Below are 23,202 nucleotides of genomic sequence, written 5' to 3' on the forward strand. Positions count from 1 at the left end.
TAATTATGCAATCATTAATAGGAACTGGTGTTGCACTTGTAACGCCTTTTAAAAAAGATTTTTCAATTGATACGGAAGCATTAAAAAGAATTGTTTGTTTTTCAATTGATGGCGGAATAGAATATTTAGTTGTTCTAGGCACAACAGCCGAAAATGCGACATTATCTTTCAATGAAAAGGAAATAGTAATCCAAACTGTAATTGAGGCTAATAATGGAAGTCTACCACTCGTGCTAGGCGTTGGGGGGAACAACACTGCAGAGGTTGTGCAAGAATTAAAAACAAGAGACTTATCTGCGTTTGCCGCGATACTTTCGGTTTCTCCTTATTATAACAAACCAACTCAAGAAGGAATTTATCAACATTTCAAGGCAATTGCTGAAGCCTCACCAATTCCTGTAATCCTTTATAATGTTCCAGGAAGGACAGCTAGTAATATGTTACCAGCAACGGTTTTGCGACTAGCAAATGATTTCGAAAATATTGTAGCCATCAAGGAAGCCGCTGGCGACATAGTGCAATCGATGAAATTAATAAAAGATAAGCCAAAAGATTTTTTAGTTATTTCTGGCGATGACATGATTGCTTTGCCAATGGTTTTAGCTGGTGGAGCCGGTGTAATTTCAGTAATAGGACAAGGTTTTCCAAAGGAATTTTCTGAAATGATCCGTTTAGGATTAAATAAAAAACCTGATGAGGCATTTAAATATCAATATCTATTATCTGATTCTATTGATATGATATTTGAGCAAGGTAATCCCGCTGGTATTAAACAAGTGTTTATGTCACTAGGAATTTCGGAAAACATAGTTCGTTTACCATTAGTTATAGTAGATGATTTATTAGCTAAAAGAATTAACGATTTTGTAATAAAAATAAATAATCAAGTATAAAAAAAGAGTCTTTTTTTAAACAAAAAATATATTTTGAAGTCGATAAATTAATAACTAAATTTGCAACCGAAACTTCGGTATGATTTCGTGAGAATTTTTACATAAGAAATCATTATAAAAGTAAAAAAATGAAAAAAATTGTATCCATATTGCTTATTGTTGTTCTATTTAGTTCTTGTAATGAATATCAAAAAGCTTTAAAATCAGAGGATGTTGGAGTTAAATTTGAGCTAGCAACAAAATTGTATGATTCAGGGAAATATTCAAAAGCGATTAGAATTTTTGAGCAAATCGCCCCTGCTTATAGAGGAAAACCGCAAGCAGAGAAGTTGTTTTATATGTTTGCACAGTCTTATTATAAAACAAAACAATATACTTTATCAGGTTATCAGTTTGAAAGTTTTGTATCCGGATATCCCAAAAGTGAAAAATTGCAAGAAGCGGCTTATTTAGGGGCAAAAAGCTACAGCATGTTATCACCAGTTTACAGCTTAGATCAGACGGATACTAATAAAGCTCTGGATAAGCTACAAACATTTATTGATAATTACCCTAATTCTGAATATTTGGCGGAAGCCAATATTGCAGTAAAAGCGTTAAGCGAGAAATTAGAAAAGAAAGTATACGAAAATGCAAAAGGTTACAATACAATTTCTGATTTTAAAGCTGCAATTGTTGCTTTAGATAATTTTGTTGCTGATTATCCTGGAACGCCTTACAAAGAGGATGCGATGTTTTATAAATTGGATTCAGCCTATCAATTAGGTATTAATAGTATTCCATCTAAAATGGAAGAACGATTAAATGTTGCAAAAACAGCGCAAACAAATTTGATTAAATTTAATGCTGAAACGAAGTATAAAAAAGAAGCTGAGCAAATGCTCGCTCGAATTGAAAAAGATTTACAAAAATTTACTAAATAAATAAAGTCATGGATTTAAAAAAGACGAATGCTCCAGTAAATACAATAACGTATAACAAAAGCGTTATTGAAGAACCTACTGGAAATGTATATGAAGCAATAACAATTATGGCTAAAAGAGCAAACCAAATCAATTCTGAAATTAAAAAAGAATTGACTGAGAAATTGGAAGAATTTGCTACATATAATGACAGTCTTGAAGAAGTTTTTGAAAATAAAGAGCAAATCGAGGTTTCAAAATTTTACGAAAAACTACCTAAGCCTCACGCATTAGCAGTTCAAGAATGGTTAGATGGTAAAATTTACCACAGAGATTCTAGTAAATAATAGTACGATGTCAGTTTTAAACGGTAAGAACATTTTACTAGGTATTTCTGGTGGAATTGCCGCTTATAAAACAGCAAACTTAGTACGACTATTCATAAAAGCAGGTGCACATGTCCAAGTGATCATGACACCTGCTTCTAAGGATTTTGTAACACCACTCACGCTATCTACATTATCTAAAAATCCTGTTTTTTCTAATTTTTATAATGAAGAGGATGAAAATGAAAAGTGGAACAATCACGTTGAACTTGCACTTTGGGCTGATCTGATGGTAATTGCTCCTGCCACAGCAAATACTTTGTCTAAAATGACGAAAGGATCGTGCGACAATTTATTAATTGCAGTCTATTTATCGGCTAAATGTCCGGTATATTTTGCTCCAGCTATGGATCTTGATATGTACAAACATCCCTCTACAGTTAGCAATTTTAATTTATTAGCTGAATTTGGAAATAAAATAATCCCTGCTGAAAATGGTGAATTAGCAAGCGGTTTATCGGGAGAAGGTCGAATGGCTGAACCGGAAAACATAATCAGGTTTATCGAGGCTGATGTTAAAAAAAAATTACCTTTGGTAGGTAAAAAGATATTAATTACCGCAGGTCCCACTTATGAAGCAATCGATCCTGTGCGTTTCATAGGTAATCATTCTTCTGGTAAAATGGGTTTTGATATTGCTGAAAGTGCTGCAAATCTAGGTGCTTCCGTAATTTTAGTTTCAGGGCCAACAAACTGTAAAGTTTCAAACTCTTTAATAGACGTTATTCCTGTCGTAACTGCAGAAGAAATGTATAACGCTTGTTTTAAGTACTATGAAAATATGGATGTTGCTATCGCTGCGGCAGCTGTTGCAGATTACAGACCAAAATTTGTTGCAAGTCAAAAAATCAAGAAGACAGAAGATAGTTTTAAAATTGAATTAGAGAAAACTAAAGATATACTAGAATCTTTAGGCGCTAATAAGAAAAATCAGTTTTTGATAGGTTTCGCTCTCGAAACGGAAAACGAAATTGAAAATGCAAAGAGAAAAATTCAGAAAAAAAACTTAGATTTGATTGTTCTAAATTCTTTACAAGATAAAGGAGCTGGTTTTGGCAAACTAACAAACAAAGTAACTTTCATTGATCAAGATTTCAACCTTCAAGTTATGGAATTAAAATCTAAAGAGGATGTCGCTGCCGATATTTTAGAACGTGTTGTTGAATATTTTAATAGTAAAAAGTAATTAATTATTTGCTTTACTCATTTTCATTAAACTTGTAAGTAATAAAAAAATTAAATCAGAAATGAATAAATTATATACTTTTTTAGTGTTTTTTGTATTTGGATTTGCACAATCTCAGCAGCTGAATTGCATTGTTACTGTCGATTCTCAGCGGTTAAGTGTTACTAATCAGCAAGTTTTTAAAACTTTAGAAACATCAATTACTGAATTTGTAAATAAAACCGATTGGTCAGGAGTTGCTTTAAAGCAAAACGAAAAGGTAAATTGTTCAATGTATATTACAATTTCAGCTAATAATTCTGATCAGTTTACTGCTACTATTCAAGTGCAATCTTCAAGACCTGTTTATAATTCATCTTATTCATCACCAGTTTTAAATTACAACGATAAAGATTTCAGTTTTAGATATACAGAGTTTGAAAATCTTGTTTTAAATCCTGCATCATTTGACTCTAATTTGGTCTCAGTGCTATCATTTTATAGTTACTTAATTTTAGGATTAGATGCAGATACATTTCTTAGTGAAAGTGGAACAAACAATTTTGAAATTGCGCAGAATATTTCAAATGTTGCCCAACAAGGAGGTGCCAAAGGATGGAGTCAAGCAGATGGTTTGCAAACGCGCTATTTTTTAATTAATGATTTATTGTCTCCAACATTTAAACAAATAAGAAATTCAATTTTTGAATACCATACTGGTTTAGATTTGATGGCAAAAGATCTTAAATCAGCGAAAGAAAAAATTAAGCTTTCATTACTTAATCTTTCCAAGTTAAATGATTCTCGTCCGAATGCCTATTTAACGAGAGTATTTTTTGATGCAAAATCAGATGAAATTGTTTCAATCTTCTCTGGTGGGCCCAATATTACAGTTTCCGATTTAACAGATAATTTAAATAAAATTTCGCCTCTTAACTCTTCTAAATGGGCTAATATTAAATTTTAGCAAGTCCTATTAATCTAAATTTCAAATAAATTCTATAAATGATAACGTCACTTTCGATCAAAAACTATGCTTTAATTGAAAAATTGACAATTGATTTTTCTAAAGGTTTTTCTACAATTACTGGAGAAACAGGCGCTGGTAAATCAATAATTCTAGGGGCGATAGGACTTGTTTTAGGTAAAAGAGCTGATTTGTCATCGCTGAAAAATAAAGAAGAAAAATGCATTATTGAAGCGCAATTTGAAATTTCAAAATATAATTTATTGCCATTTTTTGAAGCTAATGATCTAGATTTTGAAAATGATACAATAATAAGACGAGAGATTTTACCTTCTGGAAAGTCCAGAGCTTTTATTAACGATAGTCCAGTAAATCTCCAAGAACTTCAGGAATTAAGTCTGTATTTAATAGATATTCATTCGCAGCAACAAACTCAAGAACTTTCTGATGAGAATGTTCAGTTTAAGATTATCGATGCAATTGCAGGTAATAAAAATATAATTCTTGAATATCAATCGCTTTTAAAAAGCTTTAAAGCTGACAAAGCGAAATTAACTGCTTTACTCAAAAAGCAAACTGATTTCAATAAAGAGCAAGAATATAATTCTTTTTTGTTAAGTGAATTAGTTGTTGCAAATCTTAAATCAGGCGAGCAAGAAACACTTGAAGCCGAATTTGAGCAATTAAATAATGTAGAAATTATTAAGGAATCTATTGATAAAGCGTTGGCTATTGCCAATGATGAACAATTGGGCGTAATGAATAATTTAAAAGAAATCAAGGTTTCATTACAAAAAATTGCTCCTTTTGCAGTTGATTATCAAAATTTACTAGAAAGAATTTCTAGTATTACGATTGAGTTTGACGATATTTTGGAGGAACTGAATCGAAGTTCTGAAAAAGTAATTAGTGATCCGGAGCAACTGGATCTAATTAGTCAAAAATTGCAGCTCATTTTTAATTTACAAAAGAAGCACCAGGTCAATACTGTTGATCAATTACTTGAAATTCAGGGAATTCTTGAAGGTTTAGTTTTAGAACTTGGAAATATAGAGGAGGAGATAATCTTACTTACAAATTCAATAACTGAAGAAACTGAAAAATTAGATTCTTATGCGATTATAATTAACAAAAATAGACAAAAGGCAATCCCCGTTTTATCTGAAAAGCTAGTTGCGATTTTGGGATCATTAGGAATGCCAAATGTTCGTTTTAAAATTGATTGTATAGCTTCTCAAAATTATTTTCAAAATGGTAAAGACGAGCTTCAGTTTTTATTTTCTGCAAATAAAGGTACTGACTTTGGTTTACTGAAGAAAGTCGCTTCTGGAGGTGAAATGTCCAGAATTATGCTCGCTGTAAAAGCAATATTAGCACAATATTCTAAATTACCAACACTTATTTTTGATGAAATTGATACGGGAGTTTCTGGTGAAATTGCCATAAGAATGGGAGAAATTATGAAAGAAATGAGTAGGGAAATGCAGATTTTTGCTATTACTCATTTACCTCAAATTGCCGCTAAAGGCGATGCACATTTTAAAGTAGCTAAAGCAACAATTGGCGACGATACACAATCTGAATTAAGATTATTGAATGCAGAGGATAGGGTGATTGAAATTGCCCAAATGTTATCTGGGACAACTGTTTCTGAATCAGCCTTAAATCATGCAAAAGCCTTGTTGAACTAATATTTTCGTTTATATTTGTCTTTTTAAAATTTGGCGTAAGCCTTTAAAATTATATAAAATACTAAATTCAAAGAACACCAAACATGATTATAGAGCCTAGAATGAGAGGATTTATTTGCACAACTTCACACCCAAAGGGATGCGAGCAAAATGTTAAAAATCAAATAGAATATATAAAATCTAAGGGAGCTATTGATGGCGCAAAAAAAGTATTAGTAATTGGAGCCTCTACCGGTTTTGGTTTAGCGTCTAGAATTACAAGTGCTTTTGGTTGTCAAGCAGCTACTATAGGTGTATTTTTTGAAAAAGAGCCTTCTGAAGGGAAAACGGCATCGCCAGGATGGTATAATTCTGCAGCATTTGAAACAGAGGCGCACAAAGCTGGATTGTATGCAAAAAGTATAAATGGAGATGCGTTTTCTAATGAAATAAAAAAACAAACTTTAGCATTGATTAGCGCTGATTTAGGTCAGATTGATTTAGTTATTTATAGTTTAGCTTCGCCTGTACGTATGAATCCTGAAACAGGAATTTTACATCGGTCGACTTTGAAACCAATAGGTGATACCTTTACAAATAAAACTGTTGATTTTCATTCCGGTAAAGTTTCAGAAATATCAATTCAGCCGAGTAGCGGCGACGATATTGAAAATACAGTTGCGGTAATGGGTGGGGAAGATTGGTCGATGTGGATTGAGGCTTTGAAAGCTGAGAACTTGCTTGCTCCTGGCGCATCAACAGTAGCTTATTCCTATATTGGGCCATCCTTAACCGAGGCAGTTTACAGAAAGGGTACAATTGGTCGTGCAAAAGATCATTTAGAAGCGACAGCATTTTCTATAACTGATAGTCTTAAAGCTATTGATGGAAAAGCATTTGTTTCAGTAAATAAAGCTCTTGTAACTCAAGCAAGTTCTGCAATTCCTGTTATTCCTTTATACATTTCTTTATTATATAAAATTATGAAAGAAGAAGGAATACATGAAGGTTGTATCGAGCAAATACAACGTTTGTATCAAGAACGTCTCTTCACTGGAAAGGATGTTCCTGTGGATGAAAAAGGAAGAATTCGCATTGATGATTTAGAAATGCGTGCTGACGTGCAAGCTAAAGTAGCTAAGTTATGGGACGAGGCTGTTACTGAAAATCTGTCAGAGATTGGAGATCTTGATGGTTATAGAAAAGATTTTTATAATTTATTTGGTTTTGATGTTGCTGGTGTAGACTATAAAGCTGAAGCCAATGAACTAGTGAATATTGAAAGTATAGCGTAATAATTTCGTTGTCAACTACTTAATTTGACTTAATACAGTGAATTATAATTATGAAACCATCAACTTTTAGTTGGTGGTTTTTTTAGTGATATAGATTATATTTGTTAAAAATTTAAAACACCTCTAAACGTAATCCTTTTTTTAATCTATGATGTTTTCGATAATAATTCCTGTTTTCAATAGGCCAGAAGAAGTAGAAGAGTTGCTAGAGAGTTTAACACTATCAACTTACAAAGAGATATTTGAAATAGTTATTGTTGAAGATGGCTCGACTTTAAGCTGTAAAAACGTCGCTGAAAAATATGGAAGTAGTCTTGATATCTCTTATTATTTTAAAAGTAATTCGGGACCGGGTGATTCCAGAAATTATGGAATGAAAAGAGCAAGAGGAGACTATTTAATCATTTTTGACTCAGATTGTATTATTCCACGACAATATTTAACTGAGGTTGATAATGCGCTGAAGACAAGTTTTGTAGACTGTTTTGGTGGGCCTGATAAAGCCTTAGATAGTTTTTCAGATATTCAAAAAGCAATCAATTTTACGATGACCTCTTTTCTCACAACTGGCGGAATTAGAGGTGGATCAGAAAAAATTGGCAAGTTTCAACCAAGAAGTTTTAATATGGGACTCTCGAAGAGAGCATTTGATGCTTCGCAAGGTTTTGGAAATATTCATCCTGGTGAAGATCCTGACTTATCTATACGTTTATGGAATTTAGGTTTTGAAACGAGACTTTTTTCGAAAGCTTATGTATATCATAAACGAAGAATTGATTGGGAGAAATTTTCAATTCAAGTAAGTAAATTTGGAAAAGCAAGACCTATTTTAAATAGTTGGTACCCAAAATACAGTAAAATAACATTCTTTTTCCCATCAGTTTTTATAATTGGCTTTTTTTTGTCTGTTATACTACTACTATTCAATTTTGACTTTTTATTGCAGCTCTATTTTATATATTTTTTACTAATATTTATAATCTCAAGTTATCAAAATAAAAGTATAAAAATTGGATATTTTTCATTGATAGCAGTTTGGAAGCAATTTTTTGGATATGGAATAGGTTTTATAATATCCTATTATAAAGTTATTATTTTAAAACAAAAACCGCAAAACGCATTTCCAGAATTATTCTTTAAAATATAATATGACAAAAATCATTGGTTTAACTGGCGGAATTGGGAGTGGTAAAACTACTATCGCTAATTATTTACATTCTTTAGGACTACAAATTTATATAGCAGATGAGGAGGCTAGAAAATTAATGCAAACTCCTGAAATTTTGACTTATATAAAAAATACTTTTGGAGCAACTGTTTTTGTAAATGGAAAGCTTGCTAGAGAGAAATTAGCAAAAATTGTGTTTAACGAACCAAAGCAGTTAAAAAAGCTCAATTCGATCATTCATCCCGCTGTGAAAACACATTTTAAAGAATGGCTTTCTCAAAATACTGCAGCAGAATTTATTTTTTACGAAGCGGCAATTTTATTTGAAAGTGGCAATTATAAAAACTGTGATTATATAATTACAGTCACAGCGCCAATTGAGACAAGGATTGCTCGGGTAATCGCGCGAGATAAAACTGATCGTGAAGAAGTTTTGAGAAGGATCAATGCACAATGGACTGATGAGGAGCGAATTGCGAAAAGCGATTTTGCTATCGAAAATTGTGATTTAAAAATTGCTAAAGATCAAATTGACGAAATTCTTAAAATTTTAAGGATTAAACAAAAACATCGATAGGTGTTAATCTTTGGTTAATGTATTATTTAATATATTGTTAAAATCCTAAATTTGTCGTGATGAACAAACTTTTTTTTAAATTACTTGTGTTATTGATGAGTTTATCCTTAATAGGGATTATTCTGGTGCAAGTGTATTGGTTTAATACTTCTTTTAAGAATAATGATGAGCAGTTTAAATTTCATGTAACTCAAGTTATCAGTGATGTGGCGAATAAAATTCAAAAACAAGAAGCCTATAATTTTTATGATAATATAAATCACTACAAGGACAGCACGGGAAAAGTTCCAAAAAAAAGTGAAATAAGAGAATTTTATTATGTGCAAAAGAATCCAAAAACTAATAAAACAATAATCTATTCGAATAGTATAATCTCTGAAGATTATAGTATTTCCCCTTCATTTTTAGCTAAAAAATTTGACAGTGAAAAGTTTAGAAGTTTTAGTTCAAAACGTGTGACAGAAGTTTATAATGACAAATCAGTTGATAAGTCAGAGGTTTCTAGGAGCTTAATTCCAGACATTAGAGAAGAAAAAACCGGTAATTTAGATGTGCTAGATAATGCATCTTTTGAAATATACTATAAAGATTTTGCCTCAATTTTGCCTATTGAAGAGCGGGTTTCTGCTGAGACTCTTAGTAAACTTATTAAAAAGGAACTACTTGCGGCTGGCGTAAATACAAATTTTGAATTTAGTGTTTATAGTAATAATTTAGCAACAAATGTAAAGTCTAAAGACTTTAAGTACGATAAAGAAGCGACTTATGCAATTCCAATTTTTTCAGATAATGAAGGAAATAGCAGGTATCAATTATTAGTAACATTTCCTTATAAAAAGAAGTTTTTATTATCTGAATTAGTTAGTATAACGGTGTTATCAATTGTTTTTACATTAATTATTTTAATTGCCTATACGAGCGCATTGAATCAATTAATACGTCAGCGTCAAATATCAGAGATTAAAAATGATTTTATCAATAATATGACGCATGAGTTCAAAACTCCAATTGCAACGATAAATCTAGCATTAGATGCGATAAGAAATCCTAAAATAATTGATGACAAAGAGAAGGTTTTGCGCTATTTACAAATGATAAAGGATGAGAATAAGCGGATGCATGCGCAGGTAGAGAATGTTTTACGTATTTCAAAGTTAGAAAAAAGAGAATTAGACATTGTTAAGGAGTCTCACAATATGCATGATGTTATTAATGACGCTATTGAGCATGTAAATCTTATTTTAGAGGATAGAGAGGGAACAATAATTAATAATTTTAATGCCACAAGGAATACTGTTTTGATTAATGATGTTCATTTTACAAATGTTATCGTAAATATTTTAGAGAATGCAATAAAATATTCTCCCAATACTCCTGATATTGAAATTTGTACGGAAAATATTAAGGATATGATCATTATTAAAATAAAAGATAAAGGTTTAGGAATGAGTAAAATAGCGCAAAAAAGAGTTTTTGAGAAATTTTATCGTGAACATACAGGTGATATCCACAATGTGAAAGGACACGGTTTAGGATTAGCTTATGTTAAAAGAATTGTTGATGACCATAATGGTCAAGTATATGTAGAAAGTGAAAAGGGAAAAGGGAGTACCTTCATAATAAAATTACCATTAATAAATTAGAATATGGAAAATGTAAATAAAAAAATTCTTTTAGTAGAAGACGATCTTAATTTTGGAGCGGTGTTGAAAGACTATTTAATGCTAAATGATTTTGATGTCACGCTAGCTAAAAATGGAATGGAGGGTTTTGAAAAATTTAAGAAAGACACTTTTGATTTGTGTATTCTTGATGTAATGATGCCGTATAAGGACGGATATACACTTGCAAAAGAGATTAGAGAGAAAAATAATGAAGTTCCAATCATTTTTTTGACAGCAAAGTCAATGAAGGAAGATGTGCTGAAAGGATATAAAGCAGGTGCAGATGACTACTTAAATAAGCCATTTGACTCAGAAGTTTTATTGATGAAAATCAAGGCTATCATTCAAAGGAAATCATCAGATACAAAAGCGGAACAATTACAGTTCGAATTTAATATTGGTAAATTCCATTTGAATTCTAAGCTTCGTTTCCTTACATTTAATAATGAAGAGCCAATTAAATTATCGCCAAAAGAGAACGAGTTATTGAAAATGCTTATTCTTCATGAAAATGATTTAATGCCGAGAGAATTAGCGTTAACAAAAATATGGAGGGATGATAATTATTTTACCTCTAGAAGTATGGATGTATATATTGCTAAGCTGAGAAAATATTTAAAACTTGATGAAGACGTTGAAATTTTAAATATTCATGGAGAAGGGTTTAGATTAGTTGTTAAAAATAAAGTTTCATTGTAAATAATGGAAGGCTTCAAGAAATTGAAGCCTTTTTGTCGTTTTATTAATAAAGTTATATTTTGTAACGATTAAAAACTTTTTTTTAAAATTATATTTGATAGTAAAACTTATGTTTAATTTATTTATTTAATCCAATTTAGCTGGAGTGCAAAGCTTATTTTACCCTCTTTTGTGATGCTAAAAATTGTTTCATTTTCAGAGATGTTTTGATAAATTTCTACTTTATCTTTTAAAGAAAGTTCTTTTAAGAAATTCATTTCAAAGCTTTTTAATTTTTGACTCAGAATTAAATTTGGAGTAACAAAATCCATGCACCACTCTAAATATTTGACATTATTAACATGATTGACAATATCTAAATCAGACAAGAAAACGGTTTTATTATAAATTATGTCTTTTTCGTGTGTTAAATTGATCTTTGAAAATCTTTCTGTTGTTGCTCTATCTTCTGGAAATAATTCAAAGTGTTCATAGGGTAAAAGTAATGCCTCAGGACGGCGCTTTTTTGTATTTAAGACTGCCCAAAATGTCTCAGAACCAACTATTTTTTCTCCATTTAGATACATTTCTAAGGCTCTCACTGATCGGGAATTTTCTAGTGAATTGATCCACGTTTTAACCGTAACTATATCTCCTGATTTTGGTAATTTATCTATTTCAACTCGCATTCTACTTAAAACCCATGCTTGATCAAATACTTGCATGTCTTGAAAGCTAATTCCTCCTATTTCTGAGTGAGCAGCGGCAGTTAGTTGAAGTATATTGCATAGATCTGTATATTTTAAATGACCATTTGGCGAACATTGAGTGAAATTAATATCCCAATCTTTGCTTATTATTGATGTAAAATTTGATGCTATTGGCATATAAGTAATTAATTTAAATTCTTGTTAGGGCGGTGATTTTATCTTTTTAATTCTATAAATCTCAAGAATTCCTCGACAGGAGTCTTATAATCGAACCACTTTATATTTTGATTTCTTTTAAACCATGTTAATTGTCGCTTTGAAAAACGTCTAGTATTTTTCTTAATTTCTTCAATGGCAAATTCCAATGATATTTCTTTGTCCAAATAACTGAAAATCTCTTTATAACCAACGGTTTGAAGTGCATTCAGCTCTTTATATGGATAGACTTTTTCAGCTTCATTTAATAAACCTTGGCTCATCATGATACTGACACGTTGGTCTATACGATCGTAAATTATATTCCTTTCCGCTTCTAAACCTATTAAAATAGGAGTGAAATTGCGACTATTTTTTTTCTGATTTAAAAACGAAGAATATGGTTTTCCAGATCCTAGACAAACCTCGACAAAGCGCATCATTCGTTGGGGATTTTGTAACGTTTGTGGATTTTCAATTGTTAATTTTTGAAAATAGTTTGTATCTAATTTCTCTAAATTATTTTGTAAATATTGAATTCCTGATTTTTCATAATTGGAGTTGATCTCTGAGCGTATTTCAGGATTAATTTCTGGAAATTCGTCAAATCCTTTTAGCACCGCGTCTACATATAGTCCAGAGCCACCTACTAAAATGGCTATATCCTTATTGAGATATAACTCGTCTAATTTTGCAATCGCTTCTTTTTCAAAATCGCCCACAGTATAACTTTCAAAAATAGATTTATTTTGAATAAAATGGTGTTTTATAGTTGCTAATTCAGCTTCATTTGGTACCGCAGTTCCTATTTTCATTTCCTTGAAAAACTGGCGACTATCGCAAGATATAATTTCACATTTGAAATAATTTGCAAGCGCAATGCTCAAAGAAGTTTTTCCTATGGCTGTGGGTCCGACAATAGTGATTAAATGTTTCATAGTTATAGCCTAGATGAAAACGCAAACCCCGGAGTTATTGCAGTTGTATTTCTTGGTGTAAAAGAGCGAATGTAAGAAGCTCCTTTTATGACTTTGAAATACAACTGCTATAGCGAGGAGTTGTAGTGAACAGCAGGATTGGCTTCAAATTTATAAATTATAATTTTTGGCCACAGTTGTAGCAATATTTAGCATTAAGTTCGTGCCCTTCTTCCCCGCAATTGGGACAGGGATTTATTTTATCTTTTGCATTTATTCTACTTTTAAAGCTAGCAAATTCTGCAGAAACAATTCCTGTAGGTACGGCGATAATTCCATAACCCATAATCATTACTAAAGATGCAATAGACTGACCTAGAGGAGTGATGGGTGAAATGTCTCCATATCCCACTGTTGTTAATGTTACAATTGTCCAATAAATGCTGATAGGAATACTTGTAAATCCGCCGTCCTTTCCTTCTACGACATACATTATTGAGCCTATCAAAACGCTACTTACCAGCATAAAGTATATAAAAATTAATATTTTACCTTTACTTGCAATCAAAGCTTGTTTTAGATGCACAGATTGATTGGAAAATTGAGGATGCTTTAAAATTTTGAACAGTCGAAGCAATCGAACTGAGCGTAAAATGGATAGAACACTTGTACCAACAAAGAATAACGAAAAATACATGGGTACTACAGCTAGTAAATCAACGATTCCATAAAAACTAAAGATGTATTTTACTGGCTTTTTAATTGAGATTATTCTAAGAATATATTCTATTGTGAAGAATATTGTAATTATCCACTCAAAAATAATGAGTTCTCTGTGGTATTTTAAGTCAATTTCTTTAACTGTTTCCAACATTACTAAAATGACACTAATCAAAATTACGCCAAGTAGTACAAGATCAAATAGACGTCCATAAAACGTATTAGTGCCGTAAATTATGATATTCGTATTTTGTCTAAAAGTTTCAAATTTTGATTTTACTTTCCCCATTAATCGTTTTTTTAGAACATTTTCTTTAGAAATTTATTGTCTTAATACTTTTACTTCTACTCATCTGTCCCTTTATAATATTTTTAGTATCACGATTATTTTGCATTGGAATAATAATGTTTCGCAAAATTTCAATATTATTAATTTGATAATTTAAGTCGTAAAAAGCATATCCTTTATAAATTCCATTTTCTATTAAAACAGCTGATCGTTCACTAATGTTCCTACCGCGATCAATAAGAATCATACTTTGATTTTCGAAACTATTTTTTTCTATAAATTGATTTACCCTAGCATTATAAAGTTCTGGTGATTCTTCACTGATACAAGCGCCAGCGCATTCTTTTATTGTGTATTGAAAACAATTTGATTTACTTTGATATAAACCGTTCAATTTTTGGCAAAGATTGTAGTAGGTCGTAATTTTAAATAATGCGTTTTTTCCTTCTTGAATAGAGGTAAATGAAGTAATTTCTCTCTTCCGACCATCGGCTTTTTGTAATTTTAAATTTAAATAGCCTTTTTCATCTTTTTCGGCACATAAAGCAAGTTGAAATATACTTTTTCGTTGCGCTCTATTGAGTATTGGCTTATTTACTTTTATTTCTTGACTTTCTTTTAATAAAGCAATTAATTCGCTGCCTGTTTCTTCGTAAGTTACAGTAAAAACCTGATCTTGAATTTTTTTACATTTAGATGTTGTTCCTGTGAAATGTTGATTGATTCTTTTCTTAATATTCCGGCTTTTGCCAATGTAAATCAAATTACCTTTTTCATTATGAATATAATATACTCCAGTTGTGGACGGTAAGCTAGCAATAATATCTAGCAGCTTAGGTGTAATTCCTTTTTCAACTCTTAACTTTATAAAATCTTTTACTATTTCTTTTTCTATGTCTTTTTCTAGGAGGATTTTAAATAATTTAACAGTTGCAAGCGCATCTCCACTTGCCCTATGTCGATCAGCCATAGGAATTCCAAGTGCACGAACTAGTTTGCCTAAACTATGTGAAGGTTGCTCTGGTAATAATTTTTTAGATAATTCAACAGTACACAATGTTTTGGCTGAAAAATCATATCCTAGTCTTCTGAATTCAGTTCGTAAAATTCTGTAATCAAAAGAAGCATTGTGGGCAACAACCACGCAATCATTTGTCATTTCTATGATTCGTTTCGCGACTTCATAAAATTTTGGTGCTAAACGCAGCATTTCATTATTAATTCCTGTTAGTTTTACTACGAAAGGTTGAATGGGGATCTCAGGATTAACTAAACTGACAAATTGGTCTACAATTTCATGACCATCAAATTTATAAATTGCGATCTCAGTAATTCCTTCCTCGTTGAATTGTCCTCCAGTAGTTTCTATGTCTAGTATTGCGTACAAATCTTAATGTTCAATGTTCCGTAGTCAGTGCTTAATGATTGCTATTCAGTATTGATTTTTAAGTTTTTAAATCTGAAATTAAAAACTGTTAATTAAAAATCAAACATCAATTTCTCTCTCCAAAGATACTACTTCCTATTCGAACCATTGTGCTTCCACAGTCTATTGCCAATCTATAATCTCCGGACATGCCCATTGATAGTATTTCAAGATTGCAATTAGTAGTCTTTATAGTTTGTAGATTATTGAATATTGTTTTTAAATGTGCAAATTCTTTTTTTACTTGATTTTCATTATCTGTAAATGTTGCCATTCCCATCAGTCCAGTAATACGTATATTTTTCATTTCAGATAAGTTTTCACCAGAAAGAATTTCGATAAGTTCTTCTTCATTTAATCCAAATTTAGTTTCTTCTTCCGCAATGTGAATCTGCAGCAAGCAATCAATAATTCGTTTGTTTTTCTTGGCTTGTTTATCAATTTCTTGTAATAATTTTAAACTATCGACGCCGTGGATTAAATTGACAAATGGCGCCATAAATTTGACTTTATTAGTTTGAACGTGACCTATCATTTGCCAGTGAATATCTTTCGGCATAGCTTGCCATTTCTCTGCCATTTCTTGAATTTTATTTTCGCCGAAGATACGCTGACCAGCATCATAAGCTTGCATTAAGTCAGAAATAGGTTTAGTTTTAGAGACAGCTACAAGTATTACCTGATCAGGTAATGTTGATTTTATAGAAAGTAAATTTTGAGCTATTGGCATTTTTATAATGTTTTAATTCTGTAATTATTGTTTAATTAAAATTCGTATATCACTAATCCGCTTCTGAATTTTGGCTCGATATAGGTGCTTTTTGGTGGCATAATTTGATTCGCATCAGCTAATGCTTTTATCTCAGCAATATTTGATGGGAATAAAAGGAAGCCTACAGCAAATTCGCCTTGATCAATTTTATTTTTAACTTCAGTTATTGCTTGTTTCCCTGAAAGATACTCAATTCTCTCATCGTTACGGAGGTCTTCAATTCCTAAAATAGGTAAAAGAATATTTTTGTATAAAATTTGAGTGTCCAAACTTTCTAAAGCAGTATTTAGTTTCGTATTTTCTTTTTTTAGATTCAAACTATAATAATCATTGCCTAGATACATACCAAACTGATGTTTTTTTGCAGGCTCAAATGGTTGTTGAAATTTATTTTCAATGTCAAAATTATGTTCTAGTGCTTGTAAAAATTGAGTTTTGGTTTGACCATTTAGATCCTTAACTAAACGGTTGAATTCATATATTTTGACATTATTTTCAGAAATTAAATAACTGAGAATATGATTTTTAGTAGTATTTTCTGGATGTTTATTTTCTTCTGAAAGTAGTTTCAGCGCTTCTGTTCTATGATGACCATCGGCAATATAGAGATGTTCTGTTTTTTCAAAAATATTTTGTAGCCAGTTAATTTCTAAACTATCCTCAATTTTCCATAAATAATGAATTTCTTTTTTAGTAGTTGAAAATTCGAAGTCTGCTAACTTTTGACACGAGTTGAAAATCCAATCTTCAATTATTTTATTATCCGGATACGTCATTAAAACAGGCTCGGTATTAAACTCGGCGTATTTCATATAATCTTTCAAGAGTTGCACTCTAAAATCGATTATGTCTTCGTGTTTCTTAATAATATTGTTGCTGTAGTCGCTGACACTCGTTCCAGCAATTATTCCAGTAAAAGAATGTGTTTTATTCACAATTTTATGAATATAAATTGCGGGCTTGTTATCTTTAATTAATATAATTTCATCTTTAAATTCCTGATATTTTTGATGAACTTGTCGATACCTTTTTTCGAATGAAACGGTTTCTTGATTGGTGTAAGCTGGTTTTAATATGTGTAAAAATGATAATGGATTGAAATCCAACTGCGCTGCTAATTCAGCATTTACATATTCTTCATAGGATCGACAAGTTACAAGACAAACTTTATCACGAGTGGGTCGCACTGCTTTAAAAGGAACTATTTTAGCCATAAATTAATTGAAACGATAAATATATTAAGTTAGAATTTTTAAAAACCAGCAATTTCGCCCTTAAAATTCCAAAGACTACAAGAATTGTTTTGAAATTTTTTCTGCTTTTTTACTTTCAGAATAATCATAAAAGCCGGCACCAGATTTAACGCCAATTTTTCCAGCTCGCACCATATTTACTAACAGAGGACAAGGCGCATATTTTGGATTTTTGAATCCGTCATACATCACATTTAAAATTGCCAAACAGACATCAAGGCCAATAAAATCAGCAAGTTGTAACGGTCCCATTGGATGACCCATCCCTAATTTCATTACAGTATCAATTTCGTAAACTCCAGCAACCTTATTATATAAGGTTTCGATTGCTTCATTTATCATTGGCATCAATATTCTATTTGCAACAAATCCAGGATAATCATTTACTTCAACTGGTGTTTTTCCTAATTTAGCAGACAACTCCATGATGATCTTTGTCACTTCATCCGAAGTGTTGTAGCCCCTAATTATTTCAACTAATTTCATTATTGGTACAGGATTCATAAAATGCATTCCTATAACTCTTTCAGGATGAGATACTACAGCTCCTATTTGCGTGATTGAAATAGAAGAAGTATTTGTGGCTAAAATGGTATCGTGAGAGCAAGCATCATTTAATTGTTTGAAAATATTAAGTTTCAATTCAACATTTTCTGTTGCAGCCTCTACAACTAAATCAGCGCCTACAATACCATCCTTAATATCCGTGTAAGTAATAATGTTAGTAATTGTTTTCGCTTTATCTTCTAAAGTTATTGTGCCTTTCGAAACCATTCGATCTAAATTTGCAGCGATAGTTGCCATCCCTCTATCCAAAGATTTCTCTGACACATCAATTAATTTTACGGTAAAACCGCTTTGAGCAAATGTATGCGCGATTCCGTTACCCATTGTTCCTGCTCCAATTACAGCTATTGTTTTCATTCTGTTTTTTTTGAAAAATTTTTCTTAATTATTTAAATCTAACTTAAAATTGAAATATCTATCTAAATCCTCTTTTATAATTTCATACTCTGATTCAGAAATAAATTTATTTGTATATAACCATAAAATCCTATCACTTTGAAAGTGGTAAGGAAGAACAGCATCAATTTTTAAGTATTTGTTCTTAAAAAATGCATTTCGCTTTTCGAAAATACAAGAAATGAAACGATCAACTTCAATTTCATTTTTTTTTGTAAAAATAAAGTATAAAATTTTGTCCGATTCAATATTCTTTTCTTCAAACCCTTTATTAAAACTGGTGAGACCTAACGCTAAAATTATTGTTAAAGGTATTAGTAAATAAGATATGAAAATAAGTCCAATTTTCAACTCCTCAGAAAATATAAAAAGAATTAAAATTATATTGAAAAAAGCTGAAATATATAGTAAGCCTTCCTTCTTGTCTCTTTTTTTTCTGATCGTATACGTGCTATCTTTTATTTCATCAAAAGGTATTTTGTAAGCTAATTTATGTTCGTTTGTATTAAAATCGATTGCTACGGAATCATCAAGTATCGTAAATTCTTGAGATTGATTGTGTATTTTAATTTTTAACGTGGTCATCAACTTACTTTTTAAAGCAATTAATAATCTGGTATGCTACTCGCAATGCCTCTGTAGCATCTTGAAGAGTAACTATCGGTTCTGAATTATTGTTTATGGCTTGAGCAAATGATTCCAATTCATCGAGTATGGCATTATTTTGCTCAACATCTGGATTTGAAAAATAAATTTGCTTTTTTACTCCTTCTGCATTTTGTAAAATCATATCAAAATCACCCGGAATTTCAGGTGCATCCTTCATTTTTACTACCTCACATTTTTTTTCTAGAAAATCTACCGATATATACGCATCTTTCTGAAAAAAACGAGATTTACGCATATTTTTCATTGAAATTCTACTAGCCGTTAAATTTGCAACACAGCCATTTTCAAATTCAATTCGAGCATTCGCAATATCAGGTGTGTCACTAATAACAGAAACACCACTTGCGCTAATATTTTTAACTTTTGATTGTACTACGCTTAAAATAGCGTCAATATCATGTATCATTAGATCTAAAACTACAGGAACATCGGTCCCTCGGGGATTAAATTCAGCCAATCTATGAGCTTCAATAAACATAGGGTTTTCGATCATGCTTTTAGTAGCAATGAATGCGGGGTTAAACCGCTCTACATGACCAACTTGACCTTTTACTTTGTACTCCTTCGCTAGAGCAATAATTTCTTCAGCTTCTTCAACGGTATTTGAAATAGGTTTTTCTATAAATACATGTTTACTTGATTTAATTGCAACTTTAGCACATTTATAGTGTGAGAGGGTAGGTGTAACAATATCAATTACATCAACTGCATGAATTAGTGACGCAATTGTGCTAAAATGTTTATATCCAAATTCCTTTGCAACTTTTTCTGCATTTTCCTGATTTGGATCATAAAAACCAACTAATTCATATTTGTCAGATTGTTGTAATAAGCGTAAATGTATTTTTCCTAGATGCCCAGCACCTAATACTCCAATTTTCAGCATAATTATATTCTTTATACAAAAATAGGAATAAAAATTAAAACTCAATTTTTTAAAATATCTAATTCTATAAAATTTGTAATAAAGATATATAAAATTTCTTCCTTGTTTATTGGTGTTTTTACTGCTATTTTTGCGGGAAAACAATATTTAATTTTGGAAGATAAAGCCAAACATCAAGGACTTCGAAACCAGTTAGTAAATCTTTTGAAACAAAAAGGAATAACTGATAAAGATGTACTGGAAGCAATTAAAAAAATACCCAGACACTTATTTCTAGACTCTACTTTTGAGGAACACGCGTACCAAGACAAAGCTTTTCCTATAGGATCAGGGCAAACTATTTCGCAGCCATATACAGTTGCTTTTCAATCGCAATTGCTAGAAGTTAAAAAAGAACAGAAAATTTTAGAAATAGGAACGGGTTCTGGTTATCAAACCGCAATTTTATGCACTATGGGCGCAAAAGTTTTTAGTGTAGAGAGGCAAAAAGAGTTGTTTAAGCAAACTTCTAATTTGTTTCCAAAATTAAATATTCGTCCTAAATATCTATCCTTTGGAGATGGTTATAAAGGCTTACCAAGTTATGCTCCATTTGACAGCATCATCGTTACAGCGGGCGCACCATTTATACCACAGCCCTTGATGGCGCAGCTCAAAGTGGGAGGTAGGCTCGTGATTCCGCTTGGTGAAGACATTCAAATTATGACACTTTTAATTCGAGTAACTGAAACTCAATTTGAAAAACATGAATTTGGAGAGTTTCGATTTGTGCCGCTATTGGAAGATAAAAATTAATTAATAATTTTTTTTTAATTTATGTAAGTTGCTCTAAAATAATTCAATAACTCATTTTATTACATATCGCTCTAAACTTTCTTTCTGCGCTCGAGCAATCAATAGTATAAAATCTTCTTTTAGTTTTTGAATTTGAGCTTTTTCTAAAGATTGATAATATTCCTTTTTGCTATAATCATCACCCTTTATATTTGCAATTACATAACCATTATGGAGTAAAATTAAATTCATAATTAATCGAGATGTTTTGCCATTTCCATCCTTAAATGTTTGATTTGTGAATATTCTTTCATGAGCTTCAGCCGCTAAAACTATCGGATGTAATTTATTTTTTTTAGTTTCATACCAAATTAATAATTCGTCAGTTTCCTGCGCTTGCAGATTTGCTTGAGATAATAATTTACTACTTTCCTCTTCTCCTTTACTGTTTTTTCTATCCTTTATGGCATTCAAAGGCTGAATACCTCTCGAAATTATAGTATAAATAGAAAGTAGATCACGTGCATTAGCAGAAGTACTTTTTTGTGCTAAGTCATTAATATAATCAATAGCCTCTTGATGATTTATCGTTTCAAGGTGCTCCCGCATACTTTTTCCGGCGATAGTGACACCTTCATTTATCACTAAATCAGTTTCATGAAATGTCATTGTATTACCTTCAAGACGATTGCTTTCAAAAGTGTATTCTAGTTCTAAGACTTGAGTTGTTGGATAATTATCAGCGTTGTAAAATGAACCTACGCTTGTTTTTAAAATATCAATTTCATTCAGCAATTTCTGCAGCTTAATAGAAATTTTTGGATTAGAAGGCAAACATTTAAATTCAAGTTCTTCAGTTGCTGCCGCGAGAGCTTGCAGCGCAAATTCATCTTGACCTACTTCAAATAGAATTTTCTCTTTAAGCCATGCTATCATAATAAGTTCAAAATCAATTTCTAATAATGAAGCTAATTTAATTACTTGATCTCTTGTTGGTTTTCGATTACCACTTTCAAATTTACTTATCAAAGCTTGGTCTATCCCCAATATTTGAGCTACTTCCCTAGTTTTAAAACCTTTTGCTTCTCGAGCATTTTTAAGTATAGTATTCACAAAAAAAATCTATTTAAGTCATGACTTTTTATGTCATTATATGTGAGTAAAAAAAGGAGAAATTTACTTTCCCCTATATAATTTAAAAAGCTTTCTTGATGCGGTCAAGATCCCTTTTGGTGTCTTGTTCTTTTAAAGATTCGCGTTTATCGTAGGTTTTTTTTCCTTTACAGAGTCCAATTTGTAATTTTGCCAATCCTTTTTCGTTGGTAAACAATTTTAATGGAACTATTGTTAGTCCTTTAGCCTGAACGCTTTTTAGTAAACCTTTTAATTCTTTTTTATTTAAAAGTAATTTTCGCTCACTTCTTGCTTTATGATTGAACTGATTTCCAAAAGTATATTCCTCAATATAAGTATTTATAGCAAAAAGTTCATTGTTACTAAATTCACAAAAACTCTCAGTGATATTGGCTTTTCCTAATCGAATAGATTTGATCTCGGTGCCAGCTAGTACGATCCCAGCAGTAAATGTTTCGATAATTTCGTAATCGAATTTGGCCCTTTTATTAGAAATATTTATTGTTTTAAGCATAGTGATACAAAGATATGATAAAATAAGGATTGGTTAGGCGAATGTAAATTAGATTTACAACTGCGATCTGGATAAAAATTTATTTTATCGTAATTTTAAGACTTGAAAATTTATTTGGCCATTAATAATTATGACAATATAAAGATTTCCAAATGTTGAATCGTCAATCTCTGAATATACTTTTTCATTTATGATTTGATTTACGAAATTGGGTATCGTATTGCTATGACCTACGATTAAAACTTTCTTACCGACATTTTGTTTCTTAAACGATTCTATGTTCAAAGTTTTTGGATTGTATAAATTTATCTTAACTTTTTGTGTTAATGCGACAGGATTTACTGTTTGTATTGTTCTTTTATAATCAGTTGAAAATATAGCATCAAATTTAATTTCAGCGAAAATAGCATTCCATCTTGCAGCTCTTTCAAAACCAATTTTTGATAAATCAGGATTTTTGGAAGCATCAACTTTCTCCGCATGACGGATAAAATAATAAGTGGTAGTGCTGTCTTGACCAAAACTTATTTGGAAAATCAAAAATAGAGCGATTAGTAAATTTTTTTTCATTTTTTAGAATTTAAAAATTGTTGATTCTCATTTATATATATTTGC

Annotated in this window: 24 protein-coding genes; 12 read left to right on the top strand and 12 right to left on the bottom strand. The window is 31.1% G+C overall.

The annotated features are described in order from the left end of the window. Nucleotides 1–5 precede the first annotated feature (5 nt). The 11 genes from dapA (at nt 6) to BUA99_RS09475 (ending at nt 11,386) form a co-directional block, all read left to right on the top strand. Nucleotides 6–893, top strand: a complete 888-nt coding sequence (gene dapA / locus BUA99_RS09425) for a 4-hydroxy-tetrahydrodipicolinate synthase (protein WP_072991325.1) — start codon at nt 6–8, stop codon at nt 891–893. A 128-nt stretch (nt 894–1,021) separates the two neighbouring features. After that, the gene (locus BUA99_RS09430; protein WP_072991328.1) at nt 1,022–1,816 is read left to right on the top strand and encodes an outer membrane protein assembly factor BamD; all 795 of its coding nucleotides are present in this window, start codon (nt 1,022–1,024) and stop codon (nt 1,814–1,816) included. Between the two features lie 8 nt (nt 1,817–1,824). Beyond that, nucleotides 1,825–2,142, top strand: a complete 318-nt coding sequence (locus BUA99_RS09435; protein ID WP_072991329.1) for a DNA-directed RNA polymerase subunit omega — start codon at nt 1,825–1,827, stop codon at nt 2,140–2,142. A 7-nt stretch (nt 2,143–2,149) separates the two neighbouring features. Beyond that, nucleotides 2,150–3,367 carry a bifunctional phosphopantothenoylcysteine decarboxylase/phosphopantothenate--cysteine ligase CoaBC gene (gene coaBC / locus BUA99_RS09440; RefSeq protein ID WP_072991482.1) on the top strand — a complete coding sequence of 406 codons (1,218 nt, stop codon included), beginning with the start codon at nt 2,150–2,152 and terminating at the stop codon, nt 3,365–3,367. Between the two features lie 61 nt (nt 3,368–3,428). Beyond that, entirely contained in the window at nt 3,429–4,313 is an 885-nt protein-coding gene (gene porD, locus BUA99_RS09445) for a type IX secretion system protein PorD (protein WP_072991332.1), read from the top strand. A 38-nt stretch (nt 4,314–4,351) separates the two neighbouring features. Further along, nucleotides 4,352–6,004 (top strand): DNA repair protein RecN, encoded by a 1,653-nt coding sequence (recN, locus tag BUA99_RS09450; protein ID WP_072991334.1) that lies wholly within the window; start codon nt 4,352–4,354, stop codon nt 6,002–6,004. 83 nt (nt 6,005–6,087) lie between these two features. After that, entirely contained in the window at nt 6,088–7,278 is a 1,191-nt protein-coding gene (fabV, locus tag BUA99_RS09455; protein WP_072991337.1) for an enoyl-ACP reductase FabV, read from the top strand. 148 nt (nt 7,279–7,426) lie between these two features. Further along, a complete protein-coding gene (locus BUA99_RS09460) occupies nt 7,427–8,425 on the top strand; it encodes a glycosyltransferase family 2 protein (RefSeq protein WP_072991340.1) in 999 nt (332 codons plus the stop codon). 1 nt (nt 8,426) lies between these two features. Further along, a complete protein-coding gene (coaE, locus tag BUA99_RS09465) occupies nt 8,427–9,023 on the top strand; it encodes a dephospho-CoA kinase (protein ID WP_072991343.1) in 597 nt (198 codons plus the stop codon). Between the two features lie 59 nt (nt 9,024–9,082). Further along, nucleotides 9,083–10,666 carry a sensor histidine kinase gene (locus BUA99_RS09470; RefSeq protein ID WP_072991345.1) on the top strand — a complete coding sequence of 528 codons (1,584 nt, stop codon included), beginning with the start codon at nt 9,083–9,085 and terminating at the stop codon, nt 10,664–10,666. A gap of 3 nt (nt 10,667–10,669) precedes the next feature. Further along, the gene (locus tag BUA99_RS09475) at nt 10,670–11,386 is read left to right on the top strand and encodes a response regulator transcription factor (protein WP_072991348.1); all 717 of its coding nucleotides are present in this window, start codon (nt 10,670–10,672) and stop codon (nt 11,384–11,386) included. Between the two features lie 122 nt (nt 11,387–11,508). Here the strand turns inward: BUA99_RS09475 and BUA99_RS09480 are convergent, their stop codons facing one another. The 9 genes from BUA99_RS09480 to BUA99_RS09520 all read right to left on the bottom strand — a co-directional run bounded on the left by BUA99_RS09480 (nt 11,509) and on the right by BUA99_RS09520 (nt 20,165). Then, nucleotides 11,509–12,252, bottom strand: coding sequence for an acyl-[acyl-carrier-protein] thioesterase (locus tag BUA99_RS09480; RefSeq protein WP_072991351.1), 744 nt, complete (start codon nt 12,250–12,252; stop codon nt 11,509–11,511). A 38-nt stretch (nt 12,253–12,290) separates the two neighbouring features. Next, the gene (gene miaA / locus BUA99_RS09485) at nt 12,291–13,208 is read right to left on the bottom strand and encodes a tRNA (adenosine(37)-N6)-dimethylallyltransferase MiaA (RefSeq protein WP_072991354.1); all 918 of its coding nucleotides are present in this window, start codon (nt 13,206–13,208) and stop codon (nt 12,291–12,293) included. 157 nt (nt 13,209–13,365) lie between these two features. After that, a complete protein-coding gene (locus BUA99_RS09490; RefSeq protein WP_072991356.1) occupies nt 13,366–14,196 on the bottom strand; it encodes an ion transporter in 831 nt (276 codons plus the stop codon). A gap of 25 nt (nt 14,197–14,221) precedes the next feature. Then, nucleotides 14,222–15,583: an exonuclease domain-containing protein gene (locus BUA99_RS09495; protein WP_072991359.1), complete on the bottom strand. Its 1,362-nt coding sequence runs from the start codon at nt 15,581–15,583 to the stop codon at nt 14,222–14,224. 106 nt (nt 15,584–15,689) lie between these two features. Beyond that, the gene (locus tag BUA99_RS09500) at nt 15,690–16,352 is read right to left on the bottom strand and encodes a YggS family pyridoxal phosphate-dependent enzyme (protein WP_072991361.1); all 663 of its coding nucleotides are present in this window, start codon (nt 16,350–16,352) and stop codon (nt 15,690–15,692) included. Nucleotides 16,353–16,387: 35 nt separating this feature from the next. Then, nucleotides 16,388–17,608 carry a DUF1015 domain-containing protein gene (locus BUA99_RS09505; protein ID WP_072991364.1) on the bottom strand — a complete coding sequence of 407 codons (1,221 nt, stop codon included), beginning with the start codon at nt 17,606–17,608 and terminating at the stop codon, nt 16,388–16,390. A gap of 75 nt (nt 17,609–17,683) precedes the next feature. Further along, on the bottom strand, nt 17,684–18,571 hold the full coding sequence (locus BUA99_RS09510) for a 3-hydroxyacyl-CoA dehydrogenase family protein (protein WP_072991367.1): 888 nt from the start codon (nt 18,569–18,571) through the stop codon (nt 17,684–17,686). 24 nt (nt 18,572–18,595) lie between these two features. Next, nucleotides 18,596–19,195, bottom strand: a complete 600-nt coding sequence (locus tag BUA99_RS09515) for a hypothetical protein (protein WP_072991369.1) — start codon at nt 19,193–19,195, stop codon at nt 18,596–18,598. A 4-nt stretch (nt 19,196–19,199) separates the two neighbouring features. Next, nucleotides 19,200–20,165, bottom strand: coding sequence for a Gfo/Idh/MocA family protein (locus tag BUA99_RS09520; protein ID WP_072991371.1), 966 nt, complete (start codon nt 20,163–20,165; stop codon nt 19,200–19,202). Nucleotides 20,166–20,318: 153 nt separating this feature from the next. On the opposite strand from BUA99_RS09520, the gene BUA99_RS09525 reads away from it, so the two are divergent. Next, a complete protein-coding gene (locus BUA99_RS09525) occupies nt 20,319–20,960 on the top strand; it encodes a protein-L-isoaspartate(D-aspartate) O-methyltransferase (protein WP_072991484.1) in 642 nt (213 codons plus the stop codon). Between the two features lie 51 nt (nt 20,961–21,011). Here the strand turns inward: BUA99_RS09525 and BUA99_RS09530 are convergent, their stop codons facing one another. The 3 genes from BUA99_RS09530 to BUA99_RS09540 form a co-directional block, all read right to left on the bottom strand. After that, nucleotides 21,012–22,052: a Fic family protein gene (locus tag BUA99_RS09530; RefSeq protein ID WP_072991375.1), complete on the bottom strand. Its 1,041-nt coding sequence runs from the start codon at nt 22,050–22,052 to the stop codon at nt 21,012–21,014. 82 nt (nt 22,053–22,134) lie between these two features. After that, nucleotides 22,135–22,587, bottom strand: coding sequence for an SsrA-binding protein SmpB (gene smpB, locus BUA99_RS09535; protein WP_072991378.1), 453 nt, complete (start codon nt 22,585–22,587; stop codon nt 22,135–22,137). Between the two features lie 84 nt (nt 22,588–22,671). Beyond that, nucleotides 22,672–23,157 (bottom strand): SixA phosphatase family protein, encoded by a 486-nt coding sequence (locus BUA99_RS09540; RefSeq protein ID WP_072991381.1) that lies wholly within the window; start codon nt 23,155–23,157, stop codon nt 22,672–22,674. Between the last annotated feature and the right edge of the window lie 45 nt (nt 23,158–23,202).

Origin of the sequence: Flavobacterium segetis (genome assembly GCF_900129575.1) — a bacterium.
Classification (GTDB): Bacteria; Bacteroidota; Bacteroidia; order Flavobacteriales; family Flavobacteriaceae; genus Flavobacterium; species Flavobacterium segetis.